Origin of the sequence: Kitasatospora sp. NPDC059973, assembly GCF_042737525.1 — a bacterium.
Taxonomy (GTDB): domain Bacteria; phylum Actinomycetota; class Actinomycetes; order Streptomycetales; family Streptomycetaceae; genus Kitasatospora.
In genome coordinates this window covers 1-20,488 of record NZ_JBHWUI010000089.1, presented here as the reverse complement: position 1 = coordinate 20,488, position 20,488 = coordinate 1, and the positions used below count along the sequence as shown (strand labels likewise).

Genomic DNA, 20,488 nt, shown 5'->3' with positions numbered 1-20,488 from the left:
CCCTGCCCGATCCACCGCACGCCGATCCTCCGAGCCTGAAGGGAGCGGGGCCGGCCTCGGACGGCCCCCACCACCAGCCATGAACGAACGCAACACGACGCAGCCCCCGCTCGGCGCGCCCGCCCGGGACCGGCTGGCGGGCAAGGTCGCCCTGGTGACGGGCGCCAGCTCCGGCATCGGCGAGGCGGCCGCCAAGGCACTGGCCGCACAGGGCGCGAGCGTGGTGCTGGCGGCCCGGCGGCGGAGCGAACTGGACCGGGTCGCCGGGGAGATCACCGCCGCCGGCGGCGCCGCGATCGCCGTCACCGCCGACGTCATGGTCGACGAGGACGTCGCGGCCGCCGTCCGCACGGCCGAGCGGCACTACGGCGGTCTGGACATCGCCTTCAACAACGCCGGGACGCTGGGCACCCCGGGCCTGGTCGCCGACCAGAAGCCGGAGGCCTGGACGGACGACCTCGGCCGGGTGCTCACCAGCGTCTTCCTGTCGATGCGGCACGAGATCCCGGCCCTGCAGCGGCGCGGCGGCGGAGTGATCGTCAACAACGCCTCGCAGCTGGGCGTGGTCGGGTTCGGCGCCGGGATCAGCGCCTACGTGGCCGGGAAGCACGGCGTGGTGGGCCTGACCAAGGCCGCCGCGCTGGAGTACGCCGGGGAGAACATCCGGGTCAACGCCCTGGCGCTGGCGACCGTGGACACGCCGATGTACCGGTCCTCGGTGGGTGGCAGCCAGGAGATGGCCGACATGTTCACCGCCCTGCACCCGCTCGGCCGGATCGCCAGCGCGCAGGAGGCGGCCTCGGCGGTCGTCTACCTGGCCGGCGACGAGGCGGGCTTCTTCACCGGCTCGGTGCTGGTCATGGACGGTGGATGGACGGCCCGGTGATGCCCGCCACCGCCACCGGGCCGGAACGGGCCACCCGCGGCGTGCCGGAGGTCGTCGGCGGAGACCTCAAGGTGCCGCTGGTGACCGGCTCGTGGGTGCCGTACGCCAACCTCGACTACGCGGCGAGCACTCCGAGCCTGGCGGCCGTGCAGCACGCGGTGGACCGCTTGCTGCCCTGGTACAGCAGCGTGCACCGGGGCGCCGGGTTCGCCTCCGCGGTCTCCACCCGGGCGTACGAGCGGGCCCGGGAGACGGTGCGCCGCTTCGTCGGCGCGGCCCCGGACGCCCAGGTGGTGTTCACCCGCAACACCACCGACGCGCTCAACCTGCTCGGACGCGCGCTGCCCGCCGGCACGGCGGTCTTCCGGTTCTCCACCGACCACCACGCCGCCCTGCTCGCCTGGCGCGGCTCCCCGGTGTACCGGCTGGCCCGGCCGGCCACCGCGGCGGACGCCGTGACCGCGCTGGCGAAGGCGCTCGCCGGTGCCCCCAGAGGGCCGAAGCTGGTGGTGATCACCGGCGCGTCCAACGTGACCGGGGAGCTGTGGCCGGTCGCCGAGCTGGCGGAGGTGGCCGCTACCCACGGCGCGCGCACCGTCCTGGACGCCGCCCAACTCGCCGGGCACCGGCCGCTGGACCTCGCCGGCTGGGGCGTGGACTGGGCCGCGCTCTCCGGGCACAAGCTGTACGCGCCGTTCGGCGCCGGCGCCCTGGTGGGCTCCGCCGACTGGCTGGACACCGCCGACCCGTACCTGGCGGGCGGCGGGGCCACCGCCCGGGTCGCCGAGGAGGACGGCCGGGAGAACATCCGCTGGACCGGGCTGCCGCACCGGCACGAGGGCGGCTCGCCGAACGTGGTGGGCACCCACGCGATGGCGGTCGCCTGCCGGACGCTGACGGCCACCGGCTGGGACGCCGTCGCCGCGCACGAGCAGGCGCTGACCGCCCGGCTCCGCGGCGGGCTGGCGGCCGTCCCCGGGGTCCGTCTGCTGGACCTGTGGCCGGGCGGACACCCGCGGCTCGGCGTGGTCTCCTTCAGCGTCGCCCGCTGCGGCGACGCGCCCGCCGACCAGCGCCTGGTCGCCACGGCGCTCTCCGCGGAGCACGGGATCGGCGTCCGGGACGGCGCGTTCTGCGCCCACCAGGCGGTCCACGCCCTGCTGAGCGACGCACCCGGGCACCAGGGCGACCGCGCGCTGCGCGCCAGCATCGGCCTGGGCACCACCGCCGAGCACGTCGACCGGCTGGTGGCGGCGCTGGGCGAACTGGTCCGGCGCGGGCCGCGCTGGTCCTACGACCACCCGGAGGACGGCTGGCGGCCGGTGCCGGATCCGCGGCCGGTACCGGAATTCCTCCGATGAGCGGGAATTCCCCGGGTGACCTTTTTCGGGTGACCGCGGCTCAGTAGGCTCCGACACCGGAAGGAGAGTGCCCGACATGACCGGAACACGCACGACCGAACAATTGGACCATTCCCGATCGCCCGCCCACCGATTCGGCGTCATGCTCTATCCGGACCAGCCCTTTCCGGTGCTCGCGCAGCGGCTGGGGTGGCTGGAGGAACTCGGTTTCGACCAGGTGTTCGTACCCGATCACAGCGCGGACCTGCGCAATCCGAGCGGCCTCTGGTTCGACAGCTGGTCGGTGCTGGCCATGGCGGCCGTGACCACCCGGCGGATCCGGATCGGCACCATGGTGGCCAACCAGATCCTGCGCCCGCCGGCCCAGCTGGCCAAGCAGGCGATCGCCCTCGACCACCTCTCCGGCGGCCGGTTCGACCTGGGCGTCGGGGCCGGGCTGTTCCCCTGGGACCACCACAGCGTGGGGCAGGTCCCGTGGTCGCCCAAGGAGCGCGCCGAGCGCTTCGCGGACTACCTGGCGATCGTCGACGGGGTGCTGCGCGGCGGGATGTTCAGCCACCAGGGGGCCCAGCTGTGGGTCAAGGACGTGGTGACCGTACCCGGTTCGCTGCAGTCGCCGCGGCTGCCGCTGATCGTCGGCGGGCAGTCGCCGACGCTGATCCGGGTGGCCGCCGAGTGCGCCGACGCCTGGAACACCCACGGCCCGCCGGGCGCGAGCGCCCAGGAGGTGCTCGGCATCACCGCCGAGCAGAACCGCCGGCTGGACCGCCTCGCCGCCGAGGCCGGCCGCGACCCCGCGGCCGTCCGGCGCGGGTACACGATCTTCGGGCCCTGGGACCCGAGAAGGGGGCGGCACGGCTACGAGGAGATCTTCGAGCGCTTCACCGGGGCCGGTGTCGCGGATTTCTTCCTGGACTGGCCGGGGGAGGCCCATCGGGAGGAATTCGAAAGAGTCGCCCGTGAGGTGATTCCGCCGCTGCGCGACAGCTGACGGAAACATCGCACACCACGGGGGATTTCACGACGCGATCCTGTCCCGCGTATCGGCCGGGAGGGCCCGGCCGGTACGCGAATGCCGTACGGGGGATCACAGGAATTCGGCAGTTCGTCGCAGACGGGCGATTCGCCCGGGATTCGCGTGAAGAGAAGGTGTGACAGAGATGATCGAAGACGTGGCCGGCACGGCCACCACGGGGGCTTCGGACAACGGGGGTGCTCTGGGCAACGGGGGTGCTTCGGACCACGGGAATGCTCTGCACGACGGCGGTCCGGCGGACGGCGGTGGCGTGACCGGCGGTGGCGTGGCTGTCGGCGGCGGGACGGTGGCGGAGCCCCTGCGGGGCCGCGGCGGGATCACCGTGACCAAGGCCGACCGCCAGTACGAGGACCTGGTCAGCGGCCTCAACCAGCGCTACGTCGCGGCGCCCGACTCGGTCCGGCTGGTGAGCGCCACCGAGGAGGTCGTCGCCGTCGTCCAGGAGGCGGTCGACCGGGGCAAGCGGCTCGCCGTGCGCTCCAGCGGGCACTGCTACGAGGACTTCGTCCACAACCCGGAGGTCCGGATCATCCTGGACATGTCCGGCATGCACGCGGTGGGCTACGACCCCCGGCTCAACGCGATAGCCGTCGAGTCGGGCGCCACCAATCTGCGCACCTACCAGACCCTCTACCCGGAGTGGGGCGTCGTCGTCCCCGCCGGGTTCTGCTACTCCGTCGCCATGGGCGGCCACGTCAGCGGCGGCGCGTGGGGTCCGCTCTGCCGGCTGCACGGCCTGGTCGTCGACCACCTGTACGCGGTCGAGGTGGTCGTGGTCGACGCGGCCGGCCGGGCCCGCGCGGTGATCGGCACCCGCGACCCGGACGACCCGAACCACGACCTCTGGTGGGCCCACACGGGCGGCGGAGGCGGCAACTTCGGCGTCGTCACCCGCTACTGGTTCCGTTCGCCGGGCGCCACCGGGCGGGACCCGCGCGCCCTGCTGCCGAAGCCGCCCGAGGAGCTCCTGGTCAGCGCCGTCAGCTGGCCGTGGGACGAGCTGAGCCGGGACGAGTTCGTCCGCCTGGTCCGCAACTACGCCGACTGGCACGTGGCCCACCTGGGGCCCGACGACCCGGCGCGGGCGCTGATCAGCCAACTGGTGCTCAACCACCGCAGCGCCGGCCAGATCGGCATGCTCGTCCTGGTGGACGCCTCGGCGCGGGGCGCCGAGCGGCTGCTCGCCAGCTACCTGGAGCGGATCGGCGAGGGCGTCACCGTGGAGCGCGGCGCGCTGACCCGGCACATGGGCGAACTGCCCGCGATGCCCCAGTTCGCCGCCCCGCGCCGACTGCCCTGGCTCCAGGCGGTCCGGATGCTCGGCACCACCAACGGGGTGCTCAACGACCCGACGCTGCGCGCCGAGTACAAGTCCTCCTTCATGCGCGCCGGCTTCCCCGAGGGCCAGCTCGACGCGCTCCACGCGCACCTCACCCGCGAGGACGTGACCAACCCGAACATCAGCGTGCAGCTGACCTCCTACGGCGGCCGGATCAACGCGGTCCACCCGGCGGCGACCGCGGCGCCGCACCGGGACGCGGCCTTCAAGATGCTCTGGCAGGTGTTCTGGAACGACCCGGCCGACGACGACCGCAACATCGGCTGGGCCCGCGACTGCTACCGCGCGGTCTACGCCGACACCGGCGGGGTGCCGGTGCCGAACGGGGTCACCGACGGCTGCTACGTGAACTACCCCGACATCGACCTCAACGACCCGGGCCTCAACACCTCGGGGGTGCCCTGGCACGACCTCTACTACAAGGGGAACTACCCGCGCCTGCAGCGGATCAAGGCGGCGTGGGACCCGCTCGACGTGTTCCGGCACGGCCAGTCCGTCGAGCTGCCCACGGCCTGAGCGGCGGCCCGGGCGGCGGCTCGAAAGGCGGCCCCGGTGGCGGCTCGGATCGCGTCCCGGACGGGTGCCCGGACGGGTGCCCGGACGGGTGGCCCGGCGGGTGCTCGGCGGGGTCCGGACGGGTGCCCGGTGGGGCCCGCTCCGCGGCCGGGCTGCCCGCCGCCGTGCCCCGCCGCCGTGACCCTCGAAGGAGCCTTCCGATGACCTCCCTGCTCGCGATATCCGCCAGCCCCTCGGCCGGCTCGCGCACCGCCGCGCTGACGGCCCACCTGGTCCAGCTCCTGGCCGAGGCCGGCTTCCGGACCGGGCACGTCCGGGTCCGCGACCTGCCGGCGGCCGAGCTGCTCGCCGGGCGGGCCGACAGCGCCGTGCTGCGCGACGCCCTGGCCGCGGTGGCCGCCGCGGACGGGCTCGTGGTGGCGTCGCCCGTCTACAACGCGGCCTACAGCGGTCTGCTGAAGGCCTTCCTGGACGCACTGCCCCGGTCCGGGCTGGCGGGCAAGACGGTGCTGCCGGTGATGACCGGCGGGAGCCTCGCCCACGCGCTGGCCCCCGACTACGCGCTGCGGCCGGTACTGACGGCGCTCGGCGCGCGGTACGTCGTCCGCGGCGCGTTCGTCCTCGACGCGGCGGTCGAGCTGCGGGACGGCGGGCCGCCGCGGCTGGCGCCGGAGGCCGCTCCCCGGCTGGAGCAGGCGGTGGCGGACTTCCTGGCCGCGCTGCCGCCGGACGTGCCCGGTGGACTGCCCGCGGCCGGGCGGTCCGGGCCGGGCGCCCTGGCGCGGAGATGACGACGGCGGTCCCCGGAGCCTCCGGGGACCGCCGTCGCCGTCCTGGGGGGTGTGCGCAAAGTCCCGCCGGGTCCGCGACGTTGCGCAGACCCCCTAGCCCTGGGCCTCGTCGGCGGTGTGCGGAAGGGTGATCCCGTGCTGGGCGGCGAGCCGCAGCAGTCCGGCGATCCGGCCCTCGTAGGCCTGGACGCCGTCGGCGTCCTGGTCGGTCCGGGCTGCCGCGAGTTCCTCGCGGGCCCGGGCGAGCTGCTCGCGCAGCTCCTGGTCGAACATCGCTGTCATTGCCGGCCTCCAAAAGGTCGGTGCCGCTCCGGGGAATGCGCGGGGCAGTTCAGAGTCTACGAAGGTGAAGAACTCTTCAAGTCCCGCCCGCCGCGTCGCCCGGGGTGGCGTTTTCCTGGCGTACGTGCCGGCGGGTCGGTCCGCCGGCAGGCGGACGGCGGGCGCCGCCGGGGCGCGCGGCCCGGGCGTGTGCGCCCTTGTTGTGCTAGCACTTCAGCGCTAGCTTGAATTTCATGGGTAAGAAACAGCTGAACGTCCGGGTGGACGCCACCACCGCGGAGATGGCCCGGGAGCGGGCGGAGCAGCAGGGGATCAGCATGAACCAGTACATCGAGCGCCTGGTCCAGCAGGACATGGGCGAGGCCGGGCGGGCGTTCGTCGACGCCGCCGCGCAGTTCATGAAGGAGTACGAGACGGCCTTCCTCGCCGAGTTCGGCGAGCACGGAGACCTCCAGGACGTGCGCCGTTGAACCTGGAGGTCGACCTCTCATGGCTGCTCATGACAGCCGAGCAGTACACACCCGGTGACCCGCAGGTCACCGACTACGGATCGCTGCTCGCGGCGGTCACCCGCCACCAGGCCGAGATCTTCGACATCGCCGTCTACCCCGAACCGCAGGACCGCGCCGCCGCCCTGATGCACCAGCTCATCCGGGTGCCGGCCCTGGAGAAGACCAACGAACTGTTCGCCACCGCCGTCGCCTACGCCTACCTGGTGGCCAGCGGGTGCACCGTGGCGACCACCGCCCGTGAGGTGCGCAGCCTCGCCCGGGCCATCCGGGAGGGGCGGCTCGGGGTGTCCGGCGTCGCCGAGCGGCTGGCCGCCTGGGTGGTGGACGAGGCCGAGGGCGAGGACGTCAGCGGCGAGGACAACGAGGACGAGGAGTAGGCGCGGGCGCCTGGGCCTGGTGCCGGCCCGGCCGGGGCGCCGGGGGGTCGGGGCTCGGCCGGGTGGGCCCGCCGGTGCCGGCGGGCCCCTCGCTCGCCGTCGGCTAGGCCGTGGCGGGCTCGGTCGTGGCGGGTTCGGTCGCGGTGGGTTCGGTCGCGGCGGGCTCGGCGATCAGGGCCGTCGCGAACGGGCGGAAACCCGCCCGGCGGTAGATCCGCGCGACGTCCTCGTCGGCGGCGGACAGGAAGACCGTCCGCACGCCGTTCGCCCGCGCGTGCGCGACCAGCGCCGCCGTCACCGCCAGGCCGAGGCCGCGCCGGCGGGCCGTCGGCAGGGTGCCGACGCCGGCCACCTCGGTGACCGGGCCGACCGGGTTGTGCTGGCCGGCGCAGAGCGCCGTACCGTCCTGGACGGCCGCGGCGAGCACGGTACGGCCGGCGGCGATCCGTTCGGCGATCCGCTCGACCGTGCCGTCGGAGGCCAACTGCTCCGCGGCTGCCGCCAGTTCGTCGGGACCGGCCAGGCCGGTGGCGGTGCCCGGCTCGCCGAACGCGAGGTGCGGGACGGCCACCGCGCTCGCGAGGTCCGGGTCCTCGGCGGCCAGCACCCGCACCGACACTCCCGCGGGCGGCGCGGTCTCCGGCAGGGTGGGCTCCTGGTCCGGGCCCAGCACCAGCAGCGGGTGCTCGTGCACCGTCAGCCCGGCCTCCTCGACCGCCGCGCGCAGCCGCGGATCGTGCTCGGCCACCCACTCGAAGGTCTGCGGTGCGCCCAGCTCGCGCTGGCGGGCCAGCACGCGCAGGACGTCCTCGGCGGTGACCGCCGGGCCGGTGTGGCCGAGCGCCGGGCGGGCGTAGTACGGCCAGCCCTCGCCCTCGCGGACGAACAGGCTCAGCGGCCCGAAGTCCTCGACGCGGGCGGCGCTGCGCGGTACGGCGTCGTAGTAGCGCTCGATCTCGTCGAGGAGGGGGCGGAGGGCGGGATCAAGAGCGGCGGCAGAAGTCACGCGGTGCATCCAAGCAGGCCGGTCGGGTTCCTGCCAGCGATTTGCGGTCGGCCCGCCGTGCGCGGGGTCGGCGCGCGGACGGCCGGTCCGTGTGCGGACGGCCGGGTTTCCCGGGCCGCTGCCGCCCACTCCGGGGGCCGGGCATATCGGACCGATTGTTGCCGAATGCTTACAGGCCGGGCGATCTTGTGTGCGGGCCGCGTGGCATCCTGGGGCCTTTACAGCTCCGCCGGACCGGACGGCGGGCGTCGGCACGGGGAGAGGCGAGGGGGATGACAGGCTCATGAGGCTCTGCTTTCTGGTCGAGGAGCACTACCGGCACGACGGCATGCCGCTCGACGTGGTGCGTCAACTCACCGCCTGGGGCCACCGGGTGGACGTGCTGCGGCCCGGGAACTCGCTGATGGCGATCTCCGAGGCGGTGCGGGCCGGCAGCCATGACGCCTGGGTGCTCAAGACCGTCTCCGGCGGACCCGGCCTGACCCTCCTGGAGGCGGCCGCCGCCGTCGGCCTCACCACCGTGAACGACGTCCGTTCCATCCGCGGCGTCCGGGACAAGGCGCTCGCCGCCGTGATCGCGCGCACCCGGGGCCTGCCGGTCCCGGTGACGTACGCCGCCGCCCGCTGGGAGTGGCTGGCCGAGATCCCGGCCGCCGAGTACCCGTTGGTGGTCAAGCCCGCCGACGGCAGCTCCGGTCGGGCCGTGCGGCTCGTCCCCACCCCCGACCACCTGGTCGAACTCGGCCCCGAGCTGGCCGGCGAGGGCCTGCTGATCGCCCAGCCGTACGTGCCCAACTCCGGCACCGACCTCAAGGTGTACTGCGTCGACGGCGAGCTCTACGCGACCGAGCGCTGCTCCCCGCTCCACCCCGGCCAGGGGGTGCGCGAGCGGCAGGTGCCGCTCGGCGGCGACGTCGCGCGGATCGCCGCGCAGGTCGGGGAGGTGTTCGGCCTCGACCTCTACGGCGTCGACGTGCTGCTCGGCCCGGACGGACCGGTGGTCGTCGACATCAACGACTTCCCCAGCTTCCGCCAGGTGCCGGACGCGGTCGCCCGGGTCTCCCGCGCCGTGCTGCGGCTGGCCCGCACCGGCACGGCCGTCTCCGCCCCGGCGCCCGCGCTCGCGCAGGAGCCGTCCGGGCCGGTCGCCGAGCCGGTCCGGCTGCCCGTCCAGGGCGCGGCCGTGGCCGTGGGCGGCGCGGGCCCGTTCGACGGCCTCGGACGCGCCGACCTCGTCAACGGCGCGGTGGGCGGAACGCTGTGAGGATCGGCCTGCTCACCCCCGACCCCGGTCACCCGCTGCTCGCCGCCACCGCCGCGCTGCTGGCCCCCGACCACCGGGTCGAGAGCCTCGACGCCAACCGCGACGACCTCCCGCCCGCCGAACTCCTCGGCCCCGGCCCGCTCGCCGACGTGTACCTGCTCAAGGCCCGCACCCCGCAGGCCCTGGCGCTCGCCCGCCATCTGGAGGAGCGCGGCGCCCCCGTCGTCAACTCGGCTTCCGCGACGGCGTTCTGCCAGGACCGCACGGCCATGGCCGACCTAGCCCGGCGGTCCGGCCTGCCGTTCGCCGCCACCCGCACCGCCGCCGCCCTCACCGAACTGCCCGATCCCGACTACCCGTTGGTGATCAAGAGCCGGCACAGCCGCCGGGGCGACCTGGTCGCCCGGGTCGACGACGCCGCCCGGCTGCGCGCCCTCGCCGAGGAGTGGCCCGACGAGCCCGTGGTGGCCCAGCCCTACCTCGCCGGCACCGGCTGGGACCAGAAGCTCTGGGTCGTCGACGGGCAGGTGTTCTGCGCCCGCCGGCGCTCCGAACTCGCCGAACCCGCCGGCGAACCCGCCGACGGCGGGGCGTTCGGCCCCCGCGAGCTGCCCGCCGACCGCGCCGGGCTGGCCCGCCGGGTCGGCGAGGTGTTCGGCCTCGACGTCTACGGCGTCGACCTGCTCGACGGCCCCGCCGAGCCGGTCATCGTCGACATCAACGCCTTCCCCGGCATCCGCGGCCAGGCCGGCGCCCCCGAGGCCCTCGCCGCCCTCGCCCTGCGGGTGGCCCGGCGGGGCGGCGGCCACCGCGTCCCGGCACCACGGGATGCGCGGCGGGACACCGCCGGTCGTTAGGCTTGAGCCCTCCGGCCGGACCGCACGACCGGACGGCGAGAGAAGACGGACGTTGCTGCAGGACATCCAGCCCTACCTGGCCTGCCCGCACTGCGCGCAGGCCCTCACCCCCGACGGACGCGCGCTGCGCTGCCCGACCGGGCACAGTTTCGACGTCGCCAAGCAGGGCTACGTCAGCCTGCTCGCCGGTGACGCGCACACCGGCACCGGTGACACCGCCGACATGGTCGCCGCCCGCAGCGACTTCCTCGCCGCCGGCCACTACCGCCCGATCGCCGACGCACTCGCCGAAGCCGCCGCCGCCGTCGCGCCGGACGGCCTGGTCGCCGACCTCGGCGCCGGCACCGGCCACTACCTCGCCCACGTCCTGGACGCCCTGCCCGACCGGCCCGGCGCCGCCCTCGACATCTCCAAGTACGCGTTGCGCCGGGCCGCCAGGGCCCACCCCCGGATCGGCGCCGTGGTCTGCGACGCCTGGCGGCCGCTGCCGCTGCTGGACGGCGCCGCCGGGCTCGTCCTCAATGTCTTCGCGCCGCGCAACGGCCCCGAGATCCGTCGTGTGCTGCGCCCCGGCGCCACCCTGCTGCTGGTCTCGCCGACGCCGCGCCACCTGCGCGAACTCGTCGGCGCGCTCGGGCTGCTCTCGGTCGACGAGGAGAAGCAGCGCCGGATCGACGAGAAGCTCGGCCCCCACCTGACACCGGCCGGGCGCCAGGAGGTCGAGTTCGGGCTGCGGCTGTCCGCCGCCGACGTCCGCACGGTCGTCGGCATGGGGCCGAGCGCCTGGCACACCGACCGGGAGCGGCTGGCCGCCCGGCTCGCCGACCTGCCGGACCCGGTCGAGGTCACCGCCTCCGTGACGGTCGCCGCCTACCGGCGCTGAGCGGGTGGGGCGGGGAGCCGGGGGAGCCGGGGGAGTCGGGGTGCCGGGGGAGCCGGGGGTCCTCGGCGGTGTGGGGGCCGTAGTCCCGGGCCGGTACACGGCATAGCCCCTGGTCGGGCTGCCGGGCCTCGTTGGGATGAAGGTGCCTCATTGGGATGAATCTGCCGGGCAGGCACGTTTCTGCCACCCGAGCGGGGGCTAACGTCCGACGGGTGAACCGCGACGCCACCCGGCCCGCAGCGCCGGCCCACCCCCATCAGCGGACCCCGGACCCAGGCCCGCCGCCCGTGCAGCGCCCCACCGTCGAGGAGATCCGGCTCACCTCGTTCAAGTCCTACCGGCGCGCGGTCCTGCCGCTCGCGCCCCTCACCGTGCTGTACGGGCCCGCCGGCGTCGGGAAGTCCAACGCCCTCGACGCCCTCGCCGTCCTCTCCCGGCTCGCCCTCGGCGAGGAGATCGGCGACTCCCTCGACGGCCTGCCCGGCCGCGGCGGCCCCCTCGGCACGGCCATCCGCGGCGGCCTCGACGGCTGCGTCCCGCACGGCCGCGACGCCGTCATCCTGGGCTGCACCGTCCGCTCGGACCAGGGGCAGATCCGGCTGGAGCTGGTCATCCGCACCGACGGCCCGGTCCGGATCGCCCGCGAGCAGCTCACCCTCGACGGCCGGACCCTCGTCGAGACCGGTGAGCAGGACCTCCGCCGCCACCGCGTCAACGTCGGCTGGCACAACGACACCCGGCAGGGCGACATCCACGCCCCCTTCCCGAACACCACCCTGATCACCGCCCAGATCCCGCTGCGGGTCGCCGGGTCCTCGCCCGGCGAACGGACGGTGCTGGCCGCCACCGAACAGGTGCTCACCGCCCTGCGCGAGGTCTTCCCCGTCCACCCCGTGCCCGGGCTGATGCGCGACTGGGCCCGCCCCGACCCGCAGGCCCGCCTGCTCGGCAGCGCCGCCAACATCTCCGCCGTGATCGCCCGGCTCAGCAACGAATGCGCCCGCCGGTACGGCCAGCTGCTGCGCGTCGTCCAGTCCGCCGCCCCGCACCCGCTGCTCGGGATCGACCTCGCCCACCGCGGCGCCGGGGCCGACGAACGGGTCCTCGCCGTCTTCGACGAGGGCGTCCTCGGCCGCACCGGCGCCGACCAGGCCTCCGACGGCATGCTGCGCCACCTCGCGTTCGCCGCCGTGCTGCTCACCGGCGCCGGGGTGCTCGACCTCGACGTGGCCACCGAGGTGCCCTGGGCGCACCGGCAGCTCACCGTGCTCGCCGAGGACCTCGGGGCGGGGCTCGGCACCGAGCAGGCGGCCTCGTTGCTGCGGCTCGCCCGGGAGATGGCCGGCCGCAACCAGCTGCGGGTGCTGGCCGCGCTCCAGGAACCGGCCGCGGTGCGGGAGGCGTTCGGCGGGCCGGGCGAACTGCCGCCCGGAGTCGCCCTGGTGGAGTGCCGGCGCGACCCCGGCTCCGGGCACACCGTGCTGCGCACGGAGACCGCGCGGGTACCGGCCCAGGCCGCGCGCGGGGAGGCGGCGGGGCCGGTTCCGGGAGCGCCGGGGGTGGTCGGGCCACCGCGACGGGCGGCCGCGGCCCGGGATGCGGTAGACCTGGACGGGTGAGCGAACGAGAGACGGAACCCGCCGGCCCCACCCTGGAGGGCCTGCGGCAGCGGCTGACGGAGTTCGCCGCGGCGCGCAGCTGGGAGCCCTTCCACACGCCGAAGAACCTGGCCGCGGCGCTGACCGTGGAGGCCGGCGAGCTGCTGGAGATCTTCCAGTGGCTCACCCCCGAGCAGGCCGCCTCGGTGATGTCCGAGCCGGGCGCGGCGCACCGGGTGCGGGACGAGGTCGCCGACGTCCTCGCGTACCTGCTGCAGTTCTGCACGGTGGTGGGCGTGGACCCGCTGACCGCCCTGGCGGCCAAGATCGAGCGCAATGAGCTGCGCTTCCCGGCGCCGGGGTCCGGGACGGGACCGGGGGCGGGGTCCGCGCACTGAGGGTCGGGTCGGTCTGGGCCGGGGCGGACCGTCGGGGCCGGGCCGTGGCCGGGTCGTAGGCGGGTCGTGGGCGGGACCGTCGGGTTCCGGCTGTGGGCGGAACCGTCGGCCGGCCCCCGGCCGCGCCCCTTGCCGCGGTCGGCGTCAACCGGGCGTGGGCGAACAACCCCTGGGAGGGACAAGAGTTGTCCACAGCCCCGGGGTTGTCCACAGGTTCCGAGCAGGTGGCTGCGCCGATCCCTTCGCCGGCGCACGCTTTCGCCGTGACCAGGTGTCCACCGGTCGTACGGGTCCTACGGGCCGTACGACCGGGCGGGCACGGCGAGAACGGGTGGAAGGGGTGGCGGCCGATGGAGGCGCTGCGACTGATCAAGACGGCCCGGCACGCCCTGGCCGAGGCCAGGAACGTGTCCGACGTGCTGCTGGAGGCGCGGCAGGCCGCGCTGCTCACCGAGGCGGTGGGTGCCCGGCTGGCGGAGCTGGAGGATCCCGGACCGGACGACCTCGGGCTGGCGGGCCTCGGCCAGCAGCTGGCCGAGGCGGGTGCGCACGCGGCCGGCTGCCTGGACCAGTCCGCGGGCGACTCGTCCGCCCTGCTGGGCCTGGGCATCGGCGGCCGCGCCGGGCGGCTGACCGGGCTCGGTGAGATCGGCCCGGCCCTGGAGGAGCTGCTCGGGCTGCTCCAGGAGGTCGGCGAGACGCTGGTGGTGCTGGCCTGCGGGGCCGACACCGAGAGCCTCTACTGGACGTGCATCGACGGGGTCGACGCCGGCGCCGACTGCAAGGAGGTGGTGGGCCGGCTGCGGGAAGCCGTCCGACGGGCCGAGGGCGATCGGGAGACGACGGGCGACGAGGTCGGTCCACCGCCGGTCCCGCTCCCGGCGGCCGGACAGGGGTCGCCGTTACTGGTGCTCCGGCTCGGCCCGCCGGGTGACGGCGAGCCGGGACAGGAGGCTCCGCGGCCGGACTACCGGGTGCCGGGCCCGGCCGGTGCGCCGGAGGTGTCCGTGCCGGTGGGGTAGCCGCTCGGGGAGGTGCGCCGGGCGCCCGACGACTGCAGGTCGGCGAGGTCCGCGGTGACCGAGGCGAGCAGCTCCTGCATCTGCTCCAGCAGGCTCTTCGGGGTGGCGGCGCCGGTCGGCCGTGCGGCGGCCGACCCGGCCGGGTCGCTCGGGGACTGTGGCGCGGCAGGTGCCTCGGACCAGGGTTCGGACATGAGGGGACCTCTTCGGATCGGTGGTGCGGCGTCAGGCGGGCGGCGGCGGGCCGGCCGGTGGCGCGGGGTGGCCCGCCGCCTCGCCGACGGCTCCGACGCCCCGCCGCAGCAACCAACGAATCTCCGCGCGGCCGGGTCACCGGGCACCACCCGATGCGGTCCAACTCCCGTCGACGGTAAGCCTCCCGGGTGAGCCCGGGTTGCCGCCGGCGAGCCGCCTCGGCTAGGCACCGGGCAGGCGGGCAGGCGGGCAGGCGGCTGGGCCGAGTGCGGCCGGTGCGGCCGGTGCGGCCGGGTGTCGGCACGGCCGTGCCCGTGCCCGGACCCGGCGACCGTCCGGCTCGTCGTCCGGGCTGTCACCTGCCCGGACGACCAGCGCCTCGGGAGGGGAGCGGTGGGAGGGGTGGGGGTGGGCCCCCGAAGACGGGCAGACGCCACCCCGGGCAACCGCCCCGGAAAGCCGAAGCCCCGGCGCCGCCGAGGCGGCGCCGGGGCCCGAGACCTCGAAGGAGGCGATCAGTTGTGCGCGTGCAGCTCGGCGTTCAGGCCGCCCCAGGAGCCGGCGCGGGCGATGACCTCGACCGCACCGGTCTGCGAGTTGCGACGGAAGAGGAGGTTGTCCTGGCCGGACAGCTCCACCGCCTTCGCCACCTTGCCGTCCGGGGTGGTCACCCGGGTGCCGGCGGTGACGTACAGACCGGCCTCGACCACGCAGTCGTTGCCCAGCGAGATGCCGATACCGGCGTTGGCGCCGAGCAGGCAGCGCTCGCCGACCGAGACGACCTGCTTGCCGCCGCCCGACAGGGTGCCCATGATCGAGGAGCCGCCGCCGATGTCGCTGTGGTCGCCGACCACGACGCCCGCGCTGATCCGGCCCTCGACCATGGAGGTGCCCAGGGTGCCGGCGTTGAAGTTGACGAAGCCCTCGTGCATCACGGTGGTGCCGGCGGCCAGGTGCGCGCCGAGCCGGACCCGGTCCGCGTGCGCGATCCGCACCCCGGAGGGGGCGACGTAGTCGGTCATCCGCGGGAACTTGTCGATCCCGTACACGGCGAGCTGGCCGCCCTGGCCGCGGACCGCCAGCCGGGCCTGCTCGACCTTGTCCACCTGCACCGGGCCGATGCTGGTCCAGGCCACGTTGGCGAGCAGCCCGAACAGGCCGTCCAGGCTCTGGCCGTGCGGCTTCACCAGACGGTGGCTCAGCAGGTGCAGGCGCAGGTAGGCGTCGTGCGCGTCGATCGGCTTCTCGTCGAGCGAGGCGATCGTGGTGCGCACGGCGACCACCTCGACGCCGCGGCGCGCGTCGGCGCGCAGCGCCTCGGCGGCGCCGGCGCCCAGCTCGGTCTCGGCCTGCTCGGCGGTCAGGCGGACGGTGCCGGCCGGGCCGGGCTCGGCGGCCAGGGCGGGGGCGGGGTACCAGGTGTCGAGGACGGTGCCGTCGGCGGCGATGGTGGCCAGACCGGCGGCGACGGCGCCGCTTGCGAGGGAGGTGGATTCAGCAGTCACATCGTGCACGTTAACGAATGCGGGCCGTCGGTGCCGAACACGCTCACCGTGCGGACGGGGCCGCAGGCCGCTCCGGGCCGCGGCACGGCAGGGTCCGGAGCCGCCGTGGAAGGCCCCGGAAGCGCCGTGCGCGAGGTCCCCGGCGGGCTGTCGCGGGGCCTCCCCGGGAGACCACGCCACGCCCGGGCGCGCGGAACCCGGTGCCCGGCGCGCAAAACCCGGTGCTCGGCGGGCGGGAGCTGGGCAATACTCGGGCCGGTGTTCATGTCGATCTCCACCACCGGTACTGCCGAGAGCCCGGCCACCGACCTCGGCTTCCTGCTGCACAAACACCCCGGCAAGGTCCAGCGGTTCGGGACGTCGCACGGCGAGGCCCACGTCTTCTACCCGGAGGCGGGCGACGAGCTCTGCACGGCCGCGCTGCTGCTCGACATCGACCCGATCGCACTGGTCCGCCGCGGCCGGGGCAAGGGGCGGGGCGGCTCGCCGGACTTCGCGCTCGCGCAGTACGTCAACGACCGCCCCTACGCCGCGTCCTCGCTGCTCGCGGTGGCCCTGCGGACGGTGTTCCGGTCGGCGATGAAGGGTGTCTGCGAGGCTCGCCCCGGGCTGGCCGAGCGTCCCCGCCCGCTGCGGATCGCGCTGCCCGCCGTGCCCGCCAACGGTTCGGGCGAGGGCGGCGGCCCGGCCATGGTGGCCCGGCTCTTCGAGCCGCTGGGCTGGCAGGTCGAGGCGGTGGCGATCCCGCTGGACGAGGAGTTCCCCGAGTGGGGCGAGTCGCGCTACGTGCGGGTCGAGCTGTCCTGCGCGACCGTCCGCCTCGCGGACGCGCTCCAGCAGCTCTACGTCCTGCTGCCGGTGCTCGACGGTGCCAAGCACTACTGGGTCGCCCCGGACGAGGTCGACAAGCTGCTCGCCGCCGGCGAGGGCTGGCTGGCCGACCACCCCGAGCGGGCCCTGATCGCCCGTCGGTACCTCTCCCGGCGCTGGTCGCTCACCCGGACCGCGATGGAACGCCTGGAGCTGGCCCGGCTCGCCGAGGCCGACGACCGCGAGGTCGAGGAGATCGACAACGCGGTGGACGACACCGACGGCTCCGAGCCCGGCGCCGCGCACCCCGCAGGTGCCGAGGCCGCCGAGCCCGCCGAGCCCGCCGAGGAGGCGGCGCCGGGGGCCGCGCCGAAGCAGCCCCCGCTCGCCGAGCAGCGCCGGACGGCGATCCTGGCCGCCCTGCGCGAGGTCGGGGCGGCCCGGGTGGCCGACCTCGGCTGCGGGCAGGGCGAGCTGATCGGCGCCCTGCTCAAGGACGCCCGGATCACCGAGGTGCTCGGGGTCGACGTGTCCGCCCGGGCGCTGTCCGCGGCTGCCCGCAAGCTGCGGCTGGAGCGGATGCCGGAGCGTCAGGCGGGCCGGGTCAAGCTGGTCCAGGGCGCGCTGACGTACACGGACGCGCGGCTGAAGGGCTTCGACGCGGCCGTGCTCTGCGAGGTGATCGAGCACCTGGACGTGCCCCGGCTGCCCGCCCTGGAGTACGCGGTGCTCGGGGCGGCCCGCCCGTCGGCGGTCGTCGTCACCACGCCGAACGCCGAGTACAACGTCCGCTGGGAGAGTCTGCCGGCCGGCCACGTCCGGCATGCCGACCACCGCTTCGAGTGGGACCGCGCGCAGTTCCGTGCCTGGGCCGAGCGGGTGGCGCGGACGTACGGCTACACCGTCGTGATCCGCCCGGTCGGGCCGGAGGACCCCGAGGTGGGGCCGCCGACCCAGCTCGCGCTGTTCCGCGTCGGCACCCCGGTCGAGCCCACGGTCCCCACGGCCGGCTCCACTGTCTCCACCGACCCGGCGGCCGCCGGCGGCTCCACTGCCGCCGCCGGCACCACCGCACCCGTCCGCACGACGCCCGAAGGGGGCGAGCCCCGATGACGACCGACGACGCCGCACAGTCCCCGAGCCCCACCGGGCCCACGCCCACCACCGCGGAGACCCCCGGCACCCCCGGCACCCGCACCGCCGGGGCGCGCCGCCTCCCGGTCACCGACGTCTCCCTCGTCGTCCTGATCGGCACCAGCGGCGCGGGCAAGTCCAGCTTCGCCCGCAAGCACTTCCTGCCCACCCAGGTGATCTCCTCCGACTTCTGCCGCGGCCTGGTGGCCGACGACGAGAACGACCAGTCCGCCTCCGCCGAGGCCTTCGACGTGCTGCACTACATCGTCGGCAAGCGCCTCGCGGCCGGCCGGCTGACCGTCGTGGACGCCACCAACGTCCAGTCGGAGGCCCGCAAGCAGCTGATCCGGATCGCCCGCGACCACGACGTGCTGCCGATCGCGATCGTGCTGGACGTCCCCCCGGGCGTCTGCGCCGAGCGCAACCGCTCCCGCCCGGACCGCCAGCTGCCCGCGCACGTGGTCCCGCGCCAGCACCGCGAACTGCGCCGTTCGATGCGGGGCCTGGAGCGCGAGGGCTTCCGCAAGGTGCACGTCCTGCGCGGCGAGGCCGAGGTCGAGGCCGCCGAGATCGTGCCCGAGAAGCGCTTCAACGACCTGCGCCACCTCACCGGTCCGTTCGACGTCGTCGGGGACATCCACGGCTGCCGCTCCGAGCTGGAGACGCTGCTCACCCGCCTCGGCTACGCCCTCGCGCGGGACGACGCCGGCCGCGCGGTGGACGCCGTCCACCCCGAGGGCCGCACCGCCGTCTTCGTCGGCGACCTCGTCGACCGCGGCCCGGACACGCCGGGCGTGCTGCGCCTGGTGATGGGCATGGTCGCGGCCGGGCACGCGGTCTGCGTCCCGGGCAACCACGAGAACAAGCTCGGCCGGGCCATGGACGGCAAGAAGGTCACCGTCTCGCACGGCCTCCAGGAGTCGCTGGACCAGCTGGCGGGGGAGTCGGAGGAGTTCCGCGCCGAGGTCCGGGCGTTCATGCGCGGCCTGGTCAGCCACTACCTGCTGGACGGCGGCGCCCTGGTGGTCTGCCACGCCGGCCTGCCGGAGAAGTACCACGGCCGGGCCTCCGGCCGGGTGCGCTCGCACGCGCTCTACGGGGACACCACCGGCGAGACCGACGAGTACGGCCTGCCGGTGCGCTACCCGTGGGCGGAGGAGTACCGGGGCAGGGCCCTGGTGGTCTACGGCCACACGCCGGTGCCGGTGGCGAGCTTCCTCAACAACACCATCTGCCTGGACACCGGCTGCGTCTTCGGCGGCAGCCTGACCGCGCTGCGCTACCCGGAGCGCGAGCTGGTGAGCGTCGAGGCGGAGCAGGAGTGGTACGCGCCGGTCCGGCCGATGATCACGGACGCGCCCGGCTCGCGCGAGGGCCGTCCGCTGGACCTCGCGGACGTGGCCGGCCGCCGGGTGGTCGAGACCGCGCTGCACGGCCGGATCGCCGTCCGGGAGGAGAACGCGGCGGCCGCGCTGGAGGTGATGAGCCGCTTCGCGATCGACCCCCGGCTGCTCGCCTACCTGCCGCCGACCATGGCCCCGAGCGCGACCTCGCGCCGCCCCGGCTACCTCGAACACCCGGAGGAGGCCTTCCTCGCCTACCGCGAGGACGGCGTCCGGCAGGTGATCTGCGAGGAGAAGCACATGGGCTCCCGCGCGGTCGTGCTGGTGGCCCGGGACGACACGGCGCTGGAGAAGCGGTTCGGGCTGGCCGGCCCGGGGGCGATCTGGACCCGGACCGGCCGGGCGTTCCTCGGCGACGACGGCCTGACCGCCGCCGTCCTGGGCCGGCTGCGGGCCGCGGCCGAGAGCTCCGGGCTCTTCGACCGGCTGGGCACCGGCTGGCTGCTGCTGGACACCGAGCTGATGCCGTGGTCCCTCAAGGCCACCGAGTTGCTGCGCCGCCAGTACGCGGCGGTCGGCGCGGCGGCGCGCGCGGCGCTGCCGCAGGTGCTCACCGCGCTGGACCAGGCGGCCGGCCGCGGGCTCGACCTCTCCGCGCTGACGGCCCGCCAGCGGCAGCGCGCCGCCGACGCGCGGGCCTTCACCGAGGCGTACCGGCGGTACTGCTGGCCGACCGAGGGCCTGTCCGGCATCCGGCTGGCGCCGTTCCAGGTGCTGGCCGCCGAGGGGGCGAACCTCGCGGTGCGCCCGCACGACGAGCACCTCGCCTGGATCGACGGCCTGGTCGACGCCGACCGCGCGGCCGAGCCGGACGCCCCGGTCCTGCACCGGACGGCCCGGCTGCTGGTGGACACCGGTGACGAGGCGTCCGTCGCCGCGGCCGTCGCCTGGTGGGAGGAGCTGACCGGGGCGGGCGGCGAGGGCATGGTGGTCAAGCCGCTGGTCTCGCCGGCCCGGGGCAGGGCCGGGGAGGGCCGCCCGGGCGGGCTGGTCCAGCCCGGGGTCAAGGTCCGCGGCCGCGAGTACCTGCGGATCATCTACGGGCCCGACTACACCCAGTACCTGGACCAGCTGCGGCAGCGCTTCCTCGGGCACAAGCGCTCGCTGGCGCTGCGCGAGTACGCGCTGGGCCTGGAGGCGCTGGACCGGCTGGCGGCGGGCGAGCCGCTCTGGCGGGTGCACGAGCCGGTGTTCGCCGTCCTCGCGCTGGAGTCCGAGCCGGTCGACCCCCGGCTGTAGGGCGGGACCGCGGTGGCCGGCCTGCGCCGCCCGCCGCGCCCGGCCTGCGCCGCCCGCCGCGCCCGGCCCCCGCC

General features: G+C 75.5%; 19 protein-coding genes. 15 read left to right on the top strand and 4 right to left on the bottom strand.

The window, feature by feature from the left end; translation table 11 throughout:
• Positions 1 to 79: 79 nt before the first annotated feature.
• The 5 genes from ACFWA9_RS23480 (at position 80) to ssuE (ending at position 5,929) form a co-directional block, all read left to right on the top strand.
• Positions 80 to 886: an SDR family oxidoreductase gene (locus ACFWA9_RS23480; RefSeq protein WP_352289262.1), complete on the top strand. Its 807-nt coding sequence runs from the start codon at positions 80 to 82 to the stop codon at positions 884 to 886.
• Complete coding sequence (locus ACFWA9_RS23475; RefSeq protein ID WP_380389525.1) at positions 886 to 2,247, top strand: aminotransferase class V-fold PLP-dependent enzyme; 1,362 nt, start codon at positions 886 to 888, stop codon at positions 2,245 to 2,247. The genes ACFWA9_RS23480 and ACFWA9_RS23475 overlap by 1 nt, the downstream gene beginning before the upstream one ends.
• A 142-nt stretch (positions 2,248 to 2,389) precedes the next feature.
• Positions 2,390 to 3,238, top strand: a complete 849-nt coding sequence (locus ACFWA9_RS23470) for an LLM class flavin-dependent oxidoreductase (RefSeq protein WP_380389510.1) — start codon at positions 2,390 to 2,392, stop codon at positions 3,236 to 3,238.
• Between the two features lie 169 nt (positions 3,239 to 3,407).
• Positions 3,408 to 5,138: an FAD-binding oxidoreductase gene (locus ACFWA9_RS23465; protein ID WP_380389508.1), complete on the top strand. Its 1,731-nt coding sequence runs from the start codon at positions 3,408 to 3,410 to the stop codon at positions 5,136 to 5,138.
• A 200-nt stretch (positions 5,139 to 5,338) separates the two neighbouring features.
• On the top strand, positions 5,339 to 5,929 hold the full coding sequence (gene ssuE / locus ACFWA9_RS23460) for an NADPH-dependent FMN reductase (protein WP_380389507.1): 591 nt from the start codon (positions 5,339 to 5,341) through the stop codon (positions 5,927 to 5,929).
• A gap of 93 nt (positions 5,930 to 6,022) precedes the next feature.
• On the opposite strand, the gene ACFWA9_RS23455 is transcribed toward ssuE, so the two are convergent.
• A complete protein-coding gene (locus ACFWA9_RS23455) occupies positions 6,023 to 6,211 on the bottom strand; it encodes a hypothetical protein (RefSeq protein ID WP_329487668.1) in 189 nt (62 codons plus the stop codon).
• 233 nt (positions 6,212 to 6,444) lie between these two features.
• On the opposite strand from ACFWA9_RS23455, the gene ACFWA9_RS23450 reads away from it, so the two are divergent.
• Both ACFWA9_RS23450 and ACFWA9_RS23445 read left to right on the top strand, forming a co-directional pair.
• Positions 6,445 to 6,681 carry a toxin-antitoxin system HicB family antitoxin gene (locus ACFWA9_RS23450; RefSeq protein WP_329487667.1) on the top strand — a complete coding sequence of 79 codons (237 nt, stop codon included), beginning with the start codon at positions 6,445 to 6,447 and terminating at the stop codon, positions 6,679 to 6,681.
• 29 nt (positions 6,682 to 6,710) lie between these two features.
• Entirely contained in the window at positions 6,711 to 7,100 is a 390-nt protein-coding gene (locus ACFWA9_RS23445; RefSeq protein WP_329487666.1) for a fic family toxin-antitoxin system, toxin component, read from the top strand.
• Between the two features lie 103 nt (positions 7,101 to 7,203).
• Here the strand turns inward: ACFWA9_RS23445 and ACFWA9_RS23440 are convergent, their stop codons facing one another.
• Positions 7,204 to 8,115 (bottom strand): GNAT family N-acetyltransferase, encoded by a 912-nt coding sequence (locus ACFWA9_RS23440; protein WP_380389504.1) that lies wholly within the window; start codon positions 8,113 to 8,115, stop codon positions 7,204 to 7,206.
• A 274-nt stretch (positions 8,116 to 8,389) separates the two neighbouring features.
• On the opposite strand from ACFWA9_RS23440, the gene ACFWA9_RS23435 reads away from it, so the two are divergent.
• From ACFWA9_RS23435 to ACFWA9_RS23410, 6 genes are all read left to right on the top strand, one after another.
• Positions 8,390 to 9,370 (top strand): RimK family alpha-L-glutamate ligase, encoded by a 981-nt coding sequence (locus ACFWA9_RS23435; protein WP_380389502.1) that lies wholly within the window; start codon positions 8,390 to 8,392, stop codon positions 9,368 to 9,370.
• The gene (locus tag ACFWA9_RS23430) at positions 9,367 to 10,227 is read left to right on the top strand and encodes a RimK family alpha-L-glutamate ligase (protein WP_380389500.1); all 861 of its coding nucleotides are present in this window, start codon (positions 9,367 to 9,369) and stop codon (positions 10,225 to 10,227) included. Before ACFWA9_RS23435 ends, ACFWA9_RS23430 begins: the two co-directional genes overlap by 4 nt.
• Before the next feature lie 52 nt (positions 10,228 to 10,279).
• Positions 10,280 to 11,110: a putative RNA methyltransferase gene (locus ACFWA9_RS23425; protein ID WP_329487662.1), complete on the top strand. Its 831-nt coding sequence runs from the start codon at positions 10,280 to 10,282 to the stop codon at positions 11,108 to 11,110.
• A 287-nt stretch (positions 11,111 to 11,397) separates the two neighbouring features.
• Positions 11,398 to 12,729: an AAA family ATPase gene (locus tag ACFWA9_RS23420; protein WP_380389498.1), complete on the top strand. Its 1,332-nt coding sequence runs from the start codon at positions 11,398 to 11,400 to the stop codon at positions 12,727 to 12,729.
• On the top strand, positions 12,726 to 13,106 hold the full coding sequence (locus tag ACFWA9_RS23415) for a nucleotide pyrophosphohydrolase (protein WP_380389496.1): 381 nt from the start codon (positions 12,726 to 12,728) through the stop codon (positions 13,104 to 13,106). Before ACFWA9_RS23420 ends, ACFWA9_RS23415 begins: the two co-directional genes overlap by 4 nt.
• 350 nt (positions 13,107 to 13,456) lie before the next feature.
• On the top strand, positions 13,457 to 14,128 hold the full coding sequence (locus ACFWA9_RS23410) for a DUF6099 family protein (RefSeq protein WP_352289229.1): 672 nt from the start codon (positions 13,457 to 13,459) through the stop codon (positions 14,126 to 14,128).
• Here the strand turns inward: ACFWA9_RS23410 and ACFWA9_RS23405 are convergent.
• Both ACFWA9_RS23405 and dapD read right to left on the bottom strand, forming a co-directional pair.
• Positions 14,074 to 14,322: a hypothetical protein gene (locus tag ACFWA9_RS23405; protein ID WP_352289226.1), complete on the bottom strand. Its 249-nt coding sequence runs from the start codon at positions 14,320 to 14,322 to the stop codon at positions 14,074 to 14,076. The genes ACFWA9_RS23410 and ACFWA9_RS23405 overlap by 55 nt on opposite strands.
• 516 nt (positions 14,323 to 14,838) lie before the next feature.
• The gene (dapD, locus tag ACFWA9_RS23400; RefSeq protein WP_380389493.1) at positions 14,839 to 15,828 is read right to left on the bottom strand and encodes a 2,3,4,5-tetrahydropyridine-2,6-dicarboxylate N-succinyltransferase; all 990 of its coding nucleotides are present in this window, start codon (positions 15,826 to 15,828) and stop codon (positions 14,839 to 14,841) included.
• A 258-nt stretch (positions 15,829 to 16,086) separates the two neighbouring features.
• On the opposite strand from dapD, the gene ACFWA9_RS23395 reads away from it, so the two are divergent.
• Positions 16,087 to 17,751, top strand: coding sequence for a 3' terminal RNA ribose 2'-O-methyltransferase Hen1 (locus ACFWA9_RS23395; RefSeq protein WP_380389491.1), 1,665 nt, complete (start codon positions 16,087 to 16,089; stop codon positions 17,749 to 17,751).
• Positions 17,748 to 20,414, top strand: a complete 2,667-nt coding sequence (locus ACFWA9_RS23390; RefSeq protein WP_380389489.1) for a polynucleotide kinase-phosphatase — start codon at positions 17,748 to 17,750, stop codon at positions 20,412 to 20,414. Before ACFWA9_RS23395 ends, ACFWA9_RS23390 begins: the two co-directional genes overlap by 4 nt.
• The last annotated feature ends 74 nt before the right edge of the window (positions 20,415 to 20,488 follow it).

Excerpts from the sequence above, each read along its gene's own strand:
- ACFWA9_RS23480 (WP_352289262.1), top strand. The coding sequence starts at position 80 with ATGAACGAACGCAACACGACGCAGCCCCCGCTCGGCGCGCCCGCCCGG.
- ACFWA9_RS23475 (WP_380389525.1), top strand. The coding sequence starts at position 886 with ATGCCCGCCACCGCCACCGGGCCGGAACGGGCCACCCGCGGCGTGCCG.
- ACFWA9_RS23455 (WP_329487668.1), bottom strand. The coding sequence starts at position 6,211 with ATGACAGCGATGTTCGACCAGGAGCTGCGCGAGCAGCTCGCCCGGGCC.
- ACFWA9_RS23450 (WP_329487667.1), top strand. The coding sequence starts at position 6,445 with ATGGGTAAGAAACAGCTGAACGTCCGGGTGGACGCCACCACCGCGGAG.
- ACFWA9_RS23435 (WP_380389502.1), top strand. The coding sequence starts at position 8,390 with ATGAGGCTCTGCTTTCTGGTCGAGGAGCACTACCGGCACGACGGCATG.
- ACFWA9_RS23410 (WP_352289229.1), top strand. The coding sequence starts at position 13,457 with ATGGAGGCGCTGCGACTGATCAAGACGGCCCGGCACGCCCTGGCCGAG.
- ACFWA9_RS23440 (WP_380389504.1), bottom strand. The coding sequence starts at position 8,115 with ATGCACCGCGTGACTTCTGCCGCCGCTCTTGATCCCGCCCTCCGCCCC.
- ssuE (WP_380389507.1), top strand. The coding sequence starts at position 5,339 with ATGACCTCCCTGCTCGCGATATCCGCCAGCCCCTCGGCCGGCTCGCGC.
- ACFWA9_RS23405 (WP_352289226.1), bottom strand. The coding sequence starts at position 14,322 with ATGTCCGAACCCTGGTCCGAGGCACCTGCCGCGCCACAGTCCCCGAGC.
- ACFWA9_RS23445 (WP_329487666.1), top strand. The coding sequence starts at position 6,711 with ATGACAGCCGAGCAGTACACACCCGGTGACCCGCAGGTCACCGACTAC.
- ACFWA9_RS23390 (WP_380389489.1), top strand. The coding sequence starts at position 17,748 with ATGACGACCGACGACGCCGCACAGTCCCCGAGCCCCACCGGGCCCACG.
- ACFWA9_RS23465 (WP_380389508.1), top strand. The coding sequence starts at position 3,408 with ATGATCGAAGACGTGGCCGGCACGGCCACCACGGGGGCTTCGGACAAC.
- ACFWA9_RS23470 (WP_380389510.1), top strand. The coding sequence starts at position 2,390 with ATGCTCTATCCGGACCAGCCCTTTCCGGTGCTCGCGCAGCGGCTGGGG.